Source organism: Chroococcidiopsis sp. TS-821, assembly GCF_002939305.1.
In the GTDB taxonomy this organism is placed as follows: Bacteria; Cyanobacteriota; Cyanobacteriia; order Cyanobacteriales; family Chroococcidiopsidaceae; genus Chroogloeocystis.
The window spans coordinates 115,305-130,306 of sequence record NZ_MVDI01000012.1; the positions used below are offsets into that span (position 1 = coordinate 115,305).

The window sequence follows — 15,002 nt, forward strand, 5'->3', positions numbered from 1 at the left end:
GTGGAATTGCTCTTGGATATAGAGGATAAATAGCGTTATTTTTTTTATATTTTGTGATATAAAGCTAGCTGAGAATAGTTAATTAGCGAGCAATTAATTATACTAATTTGAATTGCCAACGATTTAAGAAACATCTTTTTCAGCAACTCGGTGTCACGCTCATTATTTAAACTTGGTATTCGTTGTTTTACCAGTTTCCGCAGGGAATACATAACATTTTCTAAACCTAAACAAATTGAATTGTACGCATAAGTTGAGTAACAAAATTAAAAGGCTGAGGAGAAAACAGTGAGACAGCTTCCAGGTAGTGGAATGATATTAGCTGGGGCAACAATAACGTTGCTAGCAGCTCAGCCCGTGTGGGCAGCAGCAACACAGGTGACAGCGGTACGGCTAAATCCGACTCGCGGCGGGTTGAATGTCATTTTAGAGACTGCTGCAGGCGATCGCCCGCAAATTTTTACCAGCAGCCGAGGTAACGCCTTAGTCGCAGACATCATTAACACGCAGTTGCGCTTACCACAAGGCAATAGCTTTCGTCAAGATAACCCAGCCCCTGGCATTACTACAGTCAGTGTCACTCAACTTGACCGCAATAGCGTCCGCTTAGTCGTTGTGGGAAGTAATAGTACTCCCGCGAGTCAGCCTGCGGCGACCACAGCGCAAGGAATTACTTTCAGTATTAGTCCTAGTACTACACCCGTAGCCCAGACTCCAGCACCGCAACCACAGCAACAACCGCCTGTACAAACTCCTAGTCAAACTCCAGGTGTCCTTGTACCTAACCCTGACGTACAAATTCAAGGCGCACCCACACCCCAACCTGGAACGCCAGCACCACCGCCTTTCTTACCACGAGCCGTTGCCCCACCAGTAGGCGATATTGCGGTTTCCAACGTTGATTCTTCTGCCTCAACGATTGATTTAGAAACCAACGAACGCGTACCGCGCTTAGTCTTGCGCGAAGCTCCTGTCAGAGAAGTGCTAGCCCTCCTCGCCCGTGCAGCTGGACTCAACCTCGCGTTTAGTGCGGCTCCCGCACCTGGTACGCAGCAAGCGCAAGAACCGACTCCTGGAGGGGAGGATGGACCAAGAATTTCGTTGGATATTGAAAACGAATCGGTACAAGATGTGTTTAACTACGTCTTGCGAATTAGTGGACTACAAGCAAACCGCACGGGACGCACAATTTTTGTTGCACCGCGCTTGACAAATGAAGCACGTAATGTAATTGTCCGCAGCTTGCGACTCAATCAAATCAATGTGGGCAGTGCTTTAAACTTTTTAGTCGCAATGGGTGCTGAAAGTGCCGTCAGCCGCGAACGTGTTGTCACGAGTGTGAATGCGGTTCCGGTGGGAGGTTCTGCAACGCCTGTTACGCAAACGCAAACGAGTACAGAAACGCGAGTCGAAACGCAGCGAATTGACTTCCAAGACTCGATACCCCTGTTACGCGGTTTACAGGTTGTGGGAGACGAACGGACAAACTCTGTCAGCTTAATTGGTACTCCTCGGCAAGTTGAGATTGCAACTGCGCAATTAGTGCAAATCGATTCGCGCAGGCGTCAAGTCGCTGTCAACGTCAAGATTATTGATGTTAACTTAGTGGCAGTAAACGAGGCTAACACGAGCTTTTCATTCGGCATTGGGGACAGTTTCTTTGTCAGCGATGGTGGTTCGGCTGTCTTTAACTTTGGTGGAACTAATCCACCATCAGCAGGTACTGCACAAACAAACCTGTTTGGTCGCCCTGTTATTCCTAATCCTTTTGGTGAAGGTCAACCTTTCTTAGATGCACAGCCAAATGCTCCGTTTGGCACTGGTTCACCGCAACAATTTGCAAATCCGCCACTACAAGGGGGTAACATCCAAACTGGACCTGGTGTCTATCCTCGCTCTCCGTTTGGAACCAACAACAATCCTCTGCAACCTGGAGTCACAAATATACCTGAGACTGGTCCAATTACATTTGGTTTACCAACTCTATTTCAATATCCGAGTCGATTTCTAGCACGGTTACAAGCAGAGGTGACGAATGGCAACGCCAAAATTTTGACTGACCCAACACTGACTGTGCAAGAAGGGCAGACAGCAATTGTTAACCTTACACAAGAAGTCTTTGGCGGTTTTAGATTACAAACACAGACCGATCCTACTACAAACTTAACTACTCAAGCCAGAGAGCCAATTATCAAGCAGGCTGGATTAATTTTGCAAGTCAGAGTAGATCGCATTGACGATAATGGGTTTGTTTCCCTATCAGTTGCGCCTACTGTTTCTGCACTTGGAGATACAATAAACACTGCTGATGGCACGATTGCACTACTACAATCTCGGCAACTGACTTCTGGACAACTTCGTCTCCGAGATAATCAAACTTTAATTTTGTCAGGTATTATCCAAGAATCAGATCGGGTATCAGTATCCAAAGTCCCTATCTTGGGTGATATTCCTCTACTAGGGGCGCTGTTTAGAAGTACGAGGAAAGACAACTCTCGACAAGAGGTAATTGTGCTGCTCACGCCTCAAATTCTTGATGATTCCCAAAATTCTTCCTTCGGCTACAACTATACTCCTAGCCCAGAAGCACGACAGATGCTAGAACGGCGAAGATTCTAAATATAACTTGGTATGTACAACAGAATAATGCTACTTTTGCTAATGATTGAAAATCAATACATCCTACATGAATTGTAAGGATACAAATGAGAAATAAAAAGCAAGATATGGTCAGTAGAACTCATACTATTGTTGGCTGTAAATCTTACTACATGTTACTTAGCTTGACAATACTTTCTTCAGGCATTATGCAGCTTATACCTCAAGCAGCTAATGCAAATCCACCAAACAACCGTTATGCTGATTGTTCTTTTGCTTTTCCTTACGTCTATGGGTCACCGATACCTTGTCCAACTACAGTGTCTACTTACAACCGACCGCTCGGTTTCATTGACACTGTATCTCGCACAGTAGTTTCAGGGTGGGCAGAAGATTATGATATCACTGGTCCAATCAATGTGCATATTTACAAAGTAGTAAACGGCGTACGCTCATTCGTAACAGCCCAACCAGCTAATCTCTATAGAGCAGATGGCAATATTGGCTATCATGGTTTTTATGTCACTGGTTCCTTTCCAGTAGGAGCTAGCATTGAAGTTTATGCTATCGGAGTAAGCGGAGTATACGGTCCTTTTTACCCCTTTTGTCAAAGCAATAGAGTAGATTGCGGAGAACCAGATGGTGAGAATTCTTCGCTCCCTACTTCAGGAACGAGCAGAATTGTAAAGTAATTATAAGTATCTGTAGCCGTAGTACTGTTAATGAGGCGTAGTAAAACTGACACTCAAAGTACTATGTCTCAAAGCTTGCTATGCGACCCAATTTGTACAGCGCAGATAGAGTAATAACTCTCAATTCTCTAGGTTAACTCACAATTTATTGGTTTAAAGCAATTTGTTTATCGTGATTGCATCCTTGCTTATGCTCAAATAAACACGCCTAGATCATTATAGGTAAGCAATTTTCGCAAGATTACTTATAACCTTGGTTGAGAATTCTTCTGTTTTCAACTCATCAACTTGTCTAATTGCGTTTGTATTGATGTAGTTAGCACTGCTTCTAGACGGCTACTTAAGAGTTTTTTGCAGTTGAATATGGTACAAATCACAGTGAAAATACCTAAAAAATGTTGAAATCCATATATCTTAAAGGTTTCACCGATCCATATCGAGCTAGCACGCCTTAGAATAGGGCATTGAAATATCGAGCCTAGGAGAGTTTCAGCGATTGTCTTGAAATGAAACCTCTTGCTCGACACAAGCTGAGTCTCCACACACCCTGAGATTCAGCAGTTTCATCAAATCTAATCTGTAAACTCTAAGGAGATCTACATGAACAAAGGTGAATTAGTTGACGCGATCGCAGATAAGGCAAGCGTTACCAAAAAGCAAGCCGATGCAGTTTTAACCGCAGCTTTAGAAACAATCATCGAAGCTGTTTCTTCTGGTGATAAAGTCACGCTGGTAGGTTTTGGTTCATTCGAGCCGCGCGAGCGCAAAGCCCGTGAAGGTCGTAACCCGAAAACCGGTGATAAAATGGAAATTCCAGCAACAAAGGTGCCCGCCTTTTCGGCTGGGAAGCTTTTCCGCGAAAAAGTGTCACCAGGCAAAGACTAAAAAACTGCTCACATACTTGATGCGACCTATTCACGGGGGGAATTTAGCCTGGGCAGCAGCAGTTGCTGGCTGTTCCCCTAGCGATATTCTGGATTTTTCTGCAAGTATCAACCCCTTGGGACCGCCCAAGAGTGCGATCGCAGCAATTCGAGCGCATTTGGGGGATCTATGCGCTTATCCAGACCCCAACTACGGGGAATTACGCACCGCGTTAGGTCAGTGGCATCAATTACCACCCGAATGGATTCTGCCGGGGAATGGCTCGGCAGAATTACTTACCTGGGCAGGCTGGGATTTAGCACAACTTGCTAAAACTTACTTATTTACCCCAGCCTTTGCCGATTACTATCGCGCTTTGAAAGCTTTTGGTGCGATAGTGCAGGAATGTCCTCTGGAACTAGAGGTCGGGGGTAATGTTTCAGCATCAGAGTGTGGTTTACTTTTAAATAATCCTCACAATCCTACAGGGCAGATGTTTATGCGAGAAACGATTCTGCCTTATCTTGAGCAATTTGCTTTGGTTGTGGTGGATGAAGCGTTTATGGATTTTCTGCCACCAGGTGAAGAACAAAGTTTAATTCCTCTGGTACAGAAGTATCCTAATTTAGTCATTTTGCGATCGCTCACCAAATTTTACAGTTTACCTGGGCTGCGACTCGGATATGCGATCGCGCACCCAGACCGTTTGCAAAGTTGGCAGCAACGACGCGATCCGTGGACGGTGAATACACTAGCAGCAGTGGCGGCGATCGCCGCGATTCATGACAGCGACTTTCAACAGCGAACTTGGGCATGGCTACCACCGGCAAGAACTCAATTATTTGAGGGTTTAGCGCAAATACCTGGATTGCGCCCTTTAGAAAGTACTGCTAACTTTTTACTCGTACAATGCGAGTCGAGTCAAATTTTGCAACAGCAGTTGTTACAGCACCACAAAATTTTAATTCGCGATTGTTTGAGTTTTCCCACTCTAGGCGATCGCTTTTTCCGCATTGCGGTACGCTCAAATGCAGAAAATGAACGTTTGTTGCAGGCATTGTTTCAGCTATTAGCGATTAGCTACTAGCTAAATATTATGATTGACTACGATGTTGTAATTATTGGTGGCAGTCTGACGGGGCGCTATGCAGCGATTCTAGCGACTCAATTGCACGCTAAAGTTGCGCTAGTAGAACCTCCGCAACAAACAATTTTTCAGAATGTTTTGATACCTCATGCATTGGCTTATCTTGGGAAACGCCAACAGCTTGATGCAATGCAATGGGGAATGACTGCGGACAATAAAAACGCTGTGCCGCGGGCAGATAGATCGCTGCAAGTTAAGAGTGTTGTCGCTGATGTAGAAGAACAATATTCCCCTGCTGTTTTAGCGGCGTTGGGAGTTGATCTAATTTCTGGCGTTGGGCAATTTGCGCGATCGCCTGCGCTGACTTTTAGCGTGAATCGGCGTCAACTCGAATCGCGTAGTTACCTACTTGCTACAGGTTCGCGTCCGATTATCCCTGATATTGAAGGATTGCAAGCAACAGATTACTACACAACCGCAGACATTTTATCCGTACTCAATTGTGCCAACCCACCAACTCGATGGGTCGTTGTCGGGGGAGATCCATCGGGAATTCAAATGGCGCAAATCCTCGCACGCTTTGGTTTAGATGTGACTTTGATCGTTCAGCATTCGCATATCTTACCCCAAGAAGATCCGGCAATCGCGCAACTGATTCAAGCAGCGTTGGAAGCGGAAGGCGTGCGGATTTTGACAGAACCCGTTACTCAAATCAAGCAGATCCAAGATAAAAAATGGGTGCAAGCGGGCGATCGAGCGATTGAAACCGATGAAATTTTATTGTGTGCTGGACGACAGCCGGATGTGGCGCATCTCAACTTAGAAGCTGTTGGCGTGCGATCGCAGCGTCATCGTTTAGTAGTAAACGCGAGACTGCAAACAACGCATCCTCGAATCTATGCTTGTGGAGAAGCCATCGGCGGCTATCCTTTAACGAACGTGGCGCATTATGAAGCAGCGATCGCCTTAAAAAATGCGTTGGGTTTGACGCGCGATCGGGTCGATTACAGTAGTATTCCTTGGGCAATTTTTTGCGATCCGCAGTTAGCACGAGTCGGACTTACCGAAACGCAAGCCCGACAATTGTTCGGTGATGTCGTGGTGTTGCGTCAGTATTTCAAAAGCGTCGCCGCTGCGCAAATCGAGATAGCAACAACGGGAGTTTGTCAAGTCGTACTTTTACCTAATGGAGAAATTTTAGGCGCGACGATTATCGGCGCTTGCGCCGCAGAATTGATTCATGTTTTCAGTTTGGCGATCGCCCAGCACATCAAAATTAACAAGATTGCGCAACTTGCTCCGATTTATCCTAGTTTTTCAGAAATTTTCGCTCAAATCGCGATATTAACGTACCAAACACGCTTAAACCGTCCTTCAATTTGGGATAAGATTTTAGCAACTTTCCGCCGTTGGTGACTCATAGACCTCCTACATGAATACTGAGCAAATTTATTCGCTGAGATAAACCCTGTCTGCCATCGCAAGCTTATTTAGCGTGCTTCCGCACACTGCGTTCGAGTAGCCCCAACTTCAATCGGAAGATTCCGCACTTGTTGACAATTCGCTAGACTGAAAGAATTCCTCTTTATCTGCTGAAATTTCCCTGTGTCGCTCTTGAGAATAGGTTCTCTGTGATTAAGTAAGTGGGTGAAAATAAATATAACTTAAGGGCTGGTAATTGGCGAAGCCGCCTGTGGTCTCCCAGGCAAAGCGGAAAGAATCTGCATTACCCATTACCTATTACCCGTTACCCAACAAATGTTACGTGTGATATTTAATTATGCCCACCTACTTAGTTGCCAGGTAAATTTCCAGTAAATAGGCAACAGCATCAGTTAAGAATTATGAGTAGCGAACAGTTTAGACAATATATTAGAACGATCCAAAAGCAAATTGCCAAACTGCAAGAGGAACTCGCAAGAGATTGGAGCGAAATTGCAGAAGCGCTTGACGGTTTGCAACTGATTCATGAAGAGATGCAGACAAGTTTGGAAGCAGCCGAGGTTGTCGAGCAAACTCTGCTTCAGCAAAATCAGCAAATCGCTGCGGCGTATCAGTATTATTACGACTTGTTTCAAACTTCACCAATCGCCTATGTGGTGACAGATGCCAATGGTTTAATTTTGGAAGCAAACCAAGCGATCGCCCAATTGCTAAAAGTGCCGCAACGCTACCTACTAGGTAAACCGCTAGCAGTTTATGTGGCAGAGGGAGAGCGCCACGACTTTTATACCAAGCTCAGTCGAGCCAAAAATAGCGGCATCCAAGTTTGGCAAATGAGTATCTGCCCGCGAGAAGATACTCCCCTTGCCGTTGAGTTCTATGTTAGTACAGTACGTAGTGACGCTGGCTTGATTGAACTGCGCATAGCAGTATCCACCATGAGCCTATCGCGGGAAACAACTCAAGCGCAACACCTGAACCAAGAAGCAATCCGACCAGAAACAAGATTTAGACCGCACTTACCGCAATCACTCGATGGTTTACGGGTGCTCGTTGTCGATGACGAACCCGATGTCCGTGAATTTATCACGGCGATTTTAGAACCTTATGGAATTGGTGTGAGGGCAGTTACAAGTGCAGCCGCCGCGTTAGCGGAGTTGGAGCAATTTCATCCTGATGTATTGGTGAGTGATATTCGGATGCCTGGTGAGGATGGGTATAGCCTCATTCAGCAGATTCGAGCCTGGGAGGCGCTTCGGGGAAGGCATATCCCCGCCGCTGCAATTACGGCTTATCTGGACGAGGATCGGGAAAAAGCTTTAAGTGCTGGGTTTGAGGCACATTTGCACAAACTGGCTCCACCAACTGATTTGATTAAGATGGTGGCGCAATTGGCTGGACGCGCTGCTAAACAAGAGTCTGATGCGTTGAATTAACTTTAAAAACCGCGATTCTTTTTTTTGCAGTGTTACCTTCTGGGCTAACTCAACTAAAGCAAATTGTTTAAGCCAAACACATTGCCTGTACTTATGGTTTAGCCGCAATAAATTCACTTCACCTAATTGAAGTTGTGACAACTGAAAAAACGATAAAACCAATGCCTCGCTTTAATTCAATTTGCTATAGCTCTAGTCAATACAGTTAGACCGTTATCGAAGCTTGTATTGATGTCCCTGAGGGGAGTTTAACTCTGAACCCTGCCATAAATTGCCAGAGCCATAAAAGCCATGCAACGTTCTCAACCTGAAACTGTTACCCTGAACGACATTTTAATTACTGAGGAATTGTCGCGGCGATCGCCCCGTACTCCTAACTTGCAAGCAGAAAATCAAGCATTGCATGCGCTAGCACGGCAGCTAGCAAATCAGCAGGAAACAATGCTCCAAACTCTAGTTGACATGGCGCTAGAATTGTGCACTGCTGGAACCGCAGGCGTGAGTTTGCTGGAAACGACTAATGGCGAAGAAATCTTCCGTTGGAATGTCTTAGCAGGAACACTAGCACACTACGTCGGTGGCACTACTCCTCGCAATTTTAGCCTTTGTGGCGTTTGCCTGGAGCGCGGCACACCCCAACTTTTTTCTCATCCCGAACGATATTTCACCTACTTTCAACAAGCCAATACGCCGGTCGTCGAAGGACTGGTATTGCCTCTGATTGCCGACAATAATGCTCTCGGTACTATTTGGATTATGTCGCATGACGAGCAGCGACATTTTGACTCAGAAGATGTGCGACTGATGACAAGTTTAGCAGACTTTACTGCTGCCGCTCTACTTTTGAATCAGCGACAAACCAAGGAATTACTAGCTGCCAACGTTGCCTTAGAAGCCGAAATTAGAGAGCGCAAACGAGCGGAAGCAGAAATCAGACAATTAGGAGAGCGCAACCGCCACATTCTAGAAAGCATTACGGATGCCTTTGCCGCGCTCGATCGCGAGTGGCGATATACCTACATCAACGACAAAGGCGCGCAGATTTTGGGCAGCACGCCAGAGCAATTGCAAGGGAGAACAATCTGGTCAAGTTTGCCCAGACACGAAGAAACGCCGTTCGGTCAACTTTATCTGCAAGTCGCCCAAACAAAAGTTCCAGGCGCGATCGAAGCTTATTTTCCGCCATTTGATGCTTGGTACAACGTGCGCGTCTACCCAACCGAAAACGGCATCACGATTTTTAATCTCGAAGTGACCGAGCGCAAACGTGCCGAAGCAGCTTTGCGCGAATCCGAGGAGAAATACCGATCGCTGTTTGAATCGATCGACGAAGGCTTTTGCATCATCGAAGTTTTGTTTGACGAAAATGAAAGACCCGTTGATTACCGCTTTTTAGATATTAACCCGTCGTTTGAGAAACAAACGGGCATCAAGAACGCCGTCGGCAAACGGATACGCGAAATTGCGCCGCAGCACGAAGCGCATTGGTTTGAAATTTACGGGCGCGTAGCGACGACGGGCGAATCCATCCGCTTCGAGAATCGCGCCGAACAGCTTAACCGTTGGTATGACGTTTACGCCTTCCGCGTTGGCGAACCCGCGCTCGCGCAAGTCGGCATACTATTCAACGACATCAGCGATCGCAAACGTGCCGAAGCAGCTTTGCGGGAATCGGAAGCTAAATATCGATCGCTGTTTAATGCGATGGGCGAAGGCTTCCACATCATTGAATTGATTGATGACGAGGCGGGTGAAGTCACTGATTACCGCTTTTTAGAAGGCAATCCAGCCTTCGAGCGGCTGACGGGTCTCAAAAATGCCGCAGGCAAGTTGGGCAGCGAGATCGCTCCGAAAACAGAATCCTATTGGATCGAAGCTTATAGCCGAGTAGCGCAGACAGGTGAGCCGCTTCGCATCGAGAACTACAGCGAAGATACTCAACGCTGGTATACCGCTTACGCTTCGCGGGTTGGCGGTGTGGGGAGTCGGCAAATTGCCATCATCTTTGATGACATTACCGAGCGCAAACAGGCAGAAGAAGCGTTGCGCGAAAGCGAAGAGCATCAGACCTTCTTGCTGAAACTCAGCGATGCGCTGCGGTTCCTTGCCAATCCGGTTGAGATTCAAGAAGCTGTCACCCAAACCGCTATAAATTACTTTGGGGCGGACAGGTGCTACTACTGCGAAATCGAGGATGACAATGCCATCATCTTGCGTGACGCTGCTCGTGAAGATTTGCCTTCGGTTGCAGGGGTGTATTCGCTCTCGCGCTTTGCCATTTTTAAAGCCGTAGTGGATGCAGGTTATCCATTTATTGTGTCTGATGTGTATACAAGCGATCGGGTAGACGAGGAACTCAGGCAGCTTTGCATCCAGTTGCAGGTGATTTCCTTTATCGATGTGCCCGTGATTAAAAACGGCAAGCCAGTCGGTATTTTTTGTTTAGTTCAAAGCACGCCAAGAAACTGGACTGAGCTAGAAATAGAACTGGCACAAGAAACCGCCGAACGCGCTTGGGCAGCCGTGAACCGCGCCCACGCTGAAGAATCTCTCGCCCGATCGGAAGAAAAATATCGATCGCTGTTCAATTCCATTGACGAAGGCTTCTGCATCATTGAACGAGTGGCAGGGGAGCTGATTGATTTTCGCTACCTGGAAGTGAATCCGGCATTTGCAGTGCAAACTGGCATCAGTGATTTTTTTGGAAAAACGCTTCGCGAGACGTTTCCTGATGCACCGGAAGTGGGATACGAGATTTATGAGAATGTGTTGAAAACAGGTGAACCGATTCGGTTTGAACTCGAAGTTTCTAGCCTCGAACGCATCTTGGAAATCTATGCCTTTCGGATTGAAGGCGAACCTCGCCTCGCAGTCATTTTCAAAGATATTAGCGATCGCAAACGAGCCGAAAAACGACAGGCGTTTCTGCTCACGCTTGCCGATCGGCTACGCCCAATCGCCGACCCCGCCAAGATTCAGATTGAAGCTATGCGCGTGCTGGGGGAACACCTCGGAGTCCTGCGGGCGCAGTATTACGAGGCTGAACCCGACGATGAACACCTCGTCTCAGCGGGTGGTTACACGAACGGCGCTCCACCTGTCGCCCATCGCGTCCGGATGGACGATTTCGGGGTCTACGTCAAAGAAGCATTCCGCGCCGGACAAACCCTCGCTGTTGCCAATGTCGCCACCGATCCCCGCGTTAGCGCAGCCGAACTTGCTGCCTACGACGCGCTCGGCTTTCGCTCCTTCGTCGGCATCCCGCTCATTAAGGACGGTCGATTCGTTGTTGGGATCGGGCTTCACCATGCCACGCCGCGCAATTGGACGGACGAGGAGCTTGCCATCGCCGAGGAAACTGCCGATCGCACCTGGGCAGCGGTTGAACGCGCCCGTGCTGAAGCAGCCTTGCGGGAATCGGAAATTCAGCGATTTCGAGAGCAATCTGCCCGCGAACAAGAACGCCAACGAGTAGAAGCACTAGCAGAACTCGATCGCGCTAAAACTCTCTTCTTCAGCAACGTTTCTCACGAATTCCGCACGCCTTTAACACTGTTGCTGGCTCCTCTACAAGATGCCTTGAGCGATCGCGCGCATCCTTTGCCACCTGCGCAACGCGAACGCTTAGAACTTGCCCAGCGCAACGCGAATAGGCTGCTAAAACTGGTTAATACCCTGCTCGACTTCTCCCGCATCGAAGCTGGACGGATTGAAGCCGTTTATGAACCGACGGATCTATCAACGTTCACCGCCGAATTAGCTTCCGTCTTTCGCTCAGCGATCGAGCAAGCAGAACTGCGGCTCATTGTCGATTGTCTACCGCTACCTGAGCCAGTGTATGTCGATCGCGAAATGTGGGAAAAAATTGTGCTGAATCTGATCTCCAATGCGTTTAAGTTTACGCAAGAGGGTGAAATTAGCGTGAGGCTGCATCCTGTCGATCGTCACGTCGTTCTGGAGATTCAAGATACTGGAATTGGAATTGCACCAGAAGAACTGCCGCATTTGTTTGAGCGATTTTATCAAGTACGATTGGACAAACCCCATGCTGCGCGATCGCATGAAGGTTCTGGTATTGGGTTAGCGCTCGTGCATGAATTGGTGCAAGTACTCGGTGGTACGATCGATGTCAGCAGCACGCCTGGACAGGGAACTTGTTTTACGATTGCGCTTCCCTTCGGAGTAGAACACTTGCCGCAGGAGCAGATCAAAGCATCCCGCACGCTAAGTTCAACCGCAGTTGGGGCAGTTCCTTACGTGCAAGAAGCCGAACTTTGGCGATCAAACGATCGATTGCGAGAAATGCTCGCTGATACGCGAGTTCTCGTTGTGGATGACAATGCGGATATGCGAGACTATCTGACACGAATTTTGAGCGCACATGTTGCGGTAGAAGCGGTTGCCGATGGAGCAGCAGCATTAGCAGCGATCGCCCAACGAGTGCCTAATCTCGTCTTGAGTGATGTGATGATGCCTGGATTAGATGGATTTGGATTGCTTCATGCCTTGCGCGCCGATCCGCGTACCAGAGAAATTCCCGTCATTTTGCTCTCGGCGCGTGCTGGAGAAGAAGCGATCGTCGAAGGACTAGACGCAGGTGCAGATGACTACTTGATCAAACCTTTTTCGGCTCAAGAACTGATATCTCGCGTCAATGCCCATCTGCAAATGGCACAACTGCGTTCTGAAGCACTGCATGAGGCAAGAAGCACAATCCGCAACAGAGATGAATTACTATCAACAGTTTCTCACGAACTGAATACTCCTTTAGTATCAATTCTCGGTTGGACGCGCTTGCTACGAGATAGTCCCCTTAGTTCGTCGATGTTGACCAAAGCCTTGGATACGATTGAGCGTAACGCCTTGCTGCAAGCCAAACTTGTGCAAGACTTGCTCGATATTTCCCGCATCAGTGCAGGTAAACTGCATTTGCATCCTCAGCCAGTTGAACTTCAATCGGTGATTGAAACGGCGATCGCGACTGTTACTCACACCGCAGCAGCGAAAGGAATCGATCTAGTTTGGCACAATGCTGAATCTTTAGTCGTGATGGGCGATCGCGATCGCCTCGTGCAAGTTATGTGTAATCTCTTGACGAATGCGATTAAATTTACTCCATCAGGCAGCGTTACAGTGGAACTGTCAAGGGTTGATACCGCTTACGCCCAAATTCAGGTTGTCGATACGGGGGTTGGGATTACCGCCGATTTTCTGCCCCACGTGTTTGAACGCTTTCGTCAAGCCGAATCAACGAGTGTGAAGGGGTTGGGATTAGGGCTTGCGATCGCCCGCCATTTAGTCGAACTTCACAAAGGTACGATTCATGCTGAAAGTGCAGGAGAAGGGCAAGGAGCCACTTTCATCGTCAAACTACCGCTTTTAGCAACCAGTCACTAATGCACACCCCAATTCCTATCCCATGAGCCTGCTTGAAGCCAATCCTGAATTTGAAGCGTTATTAGACTACCTTAAGCACAACCGAGGATGTGACTTGACGGGCTACAAACGCTCGACTTTAATGCGGCGCTTTGGGCACCGAATGCAGAACCTCAATATTGATAGCTATCAACACTACTTACAGTATTTGCACCGCCATGCGCAAGAGTACCTTGCACTCCTCGACGATGTTCTCATCAACTTCACCAGTTTCTTTCGCGATCGCGATGCTTGGGATTATTTAGCGAGCGACATTATTCCCCAAATTATTGCGAGCAAACAACCCGACGAACCAATTCGTGTTTGGAGTGCAGGTTGTGCTGCTGGACAAGAAATCTACAGCCTCCTGATCTTATTAGCCGAAACCCTCGGTATCGAATCTTGCCTGCAACGAGTCCAGTGCTACGCAACGGATGCTGACGAAGCTGCCCTAAAACAGGCACGTCAAGCTACTTATAGCGCTCTAGAAGTGAGTAGCATTCCACGCGATTGGCTCGAAAAATACTTTGAACAAACTGACCAAGATTATGTTGTTCGCCCCATGCTGCGTCAAAAAATCATCTTTGGGCTTCATGACTTGACGCAAGATGCTCCGATTTCCAAGATTGACTTACTAGTGTGCCGTAATGTACTGATTTATTTCAATCCTGAGGCGCAAGCATCAATCCTAGTTCGCTTTCATTTCGCACTCAAAAAGACTGGCTTTTTATTTCTAGGCAAGTCAGAAACGCTGGTTAATCGCAAGCAAATTTTTACACCAGTTCATATGAAGCATCAGATTTATGCCAAAGGTTTAAAGCTAGAACTAGAAGATCATTTAGCGATTAATCCGACGTCTCGTAAAGCGCCATCAGCCAAACCGCCGACAAGCCAAACTCAATTCTGGCAAACTGCATTTGAAACTAACGGCGTTGCTCAATTTGCTGTCGATCTTAGCGGTTGCTTAGTTGGTGCTAATGAGCAAGCAAATATATTATTTGCTTTAACGCTTGATGACTGGAACTACCCGTTTCACGAACTTGAACCTGGGAAACTTATTGCTGCTCATACCTCGGTAAAAACTTTATATTGTCATCGTCGTCCAGTGAAATTGAAGGATATTGAGCGGAACACTGCACAAGGTACTCAATATTTTGAGGTGGCGATCGCACCTGTCTTAAATGCTAAAAAGCAGTTACTCGGAAGCATAGTGACGTTTGTTGATAAAACTGAGTGCAAGCGGCTAACAGAGCAACTCGAATACGCAAATGCACAGTTAAAAAGAGTTTCTGAAGCACTGCAAGCAACACAAACTAAATTAGAATCCGCGCAGCAAGAAATTCAAATTCTTGCTGAAGATACGTATAGAAGGGAGCAGAGGAGCAGAGGAGCAGAGGAGTAGGGGAGAGATTATTTGTAGCTCTTTTTTAAGGATATTGGTATTAGACATCATGGAAGCTTAATTCT

Annotated in this window: 8 protein-coding genes; all 8 read left to right on the forward strand. The window is 47.2% G+C overall.

From position 1 onward, the window contains the following. Positions 1–288: 288 nt before the first annotated feature. The 8 genes from B1A85_RS25390 to B1A85_RS21115 all read left to right on the forward strand — a co-directional run bounded on the left by B1A85_RS25390 (position 289) and on the right by B1A85_RS21115 (position 14,937). Positions 289–2,619 (forward strand): type IV pilus secretin family protein, encoded by a 2,331-nt coding sequence (locus tag B1A85_RS25390; protein WP_104548685.1) that lies wholly within the window; start codon positions 289–291, stop codon positions 2,617–2,619. Between the two features lie 86 nt (positions 2,620–2,705). Next, the gene (locus B1A85_RS21085) at positions 2,706–3,290 is read left to right on the forward strand and encodes a hypothetical protein (RefSeq protein ID WP_146087207.1); all 585 of its coding nucleotides are present in this window, start codon (positions 2,706–2,708) and stop codon (positions 3,288–3,290) included. A gap of 600 nt (positions 3,291–3,890) precedes the next feature. Beyond that, the gene (locus B1A85_RS21090) at positions 3,891–4,175 is read left to right on the forward strand and encodes an HU family DNA-binding protein (RefSeq protein ID WP_104548687.1); all 285 of its coding nucleotides are present in this window, start codon (positions 3,891–3,893) and stop codon (positions 4,173–4,175) included. A 19-nt stretch (positions 4,176–4,194) separates the two neighbouring features. Next, positions 4,195–5,241 carry a threonine-phosphate decarboxylase CobD gene (gene cobD / locus B1A85_RS21095; protein ID WP_104548688.1) on the forward strand — a complete coding sequence of 349 codons (1,047 nt, stop codon included), beginning with the start codon at positions 4,195–4,197 and terminating at the stop codon, positions 5,239–5,241. A gap of 9 nt (positions 5,242–5,250) precedes the next feature. Beyond that, the gene (locus B1A85_RS21100) at positions 5,251–6,657 is read left to right on the forward strand and encodes an NAD(P)/FAD-dependent oxidoreductase (protein ID WP_104548689.1); all 1,407 of its coding nucleotides are present in this window, start codon (positions 5,251–5,253) and stop codon (positions 6,655–6,657) included. Positions 6,658–7,085: 428 nt separating this feature from the next. After that, positions 7,086–8,120, forward strand: coding sequence for a response regulator (locus B1A85_RS21105; RefSeq protein WP_104548690.1), 1,035 nt, complete (start codon positions 7,086–7,088; stop codon positions 8,118–8,120). Between the two features lie 291 nt (positions 8,121–8,411). Beyond that, on the forward strand, positions 8,412–13,517 hold the full coding sequence (locus B1A85_RS21110; protein ID WP_104548691.1) for an ATP-binding protein: 5,106 nt from the start codon (positions 8,412–8,414) through the stop codon (positions 13,515–13,517). 22 nt (positions 13,518–13,539) lie between these two features. Continuing rightward, a complete protein-coding gene (locus B1A85_RS21115) occupies positions 13,540–14,937 on the forward strand; it encodes a CheR family methyltransferase (RefSeq protein WP_104548692.1) in 1,398 nt (465 codons plus the stop codon). Positions 14,938–15,002: the final 65 nt, after the last annotated feature.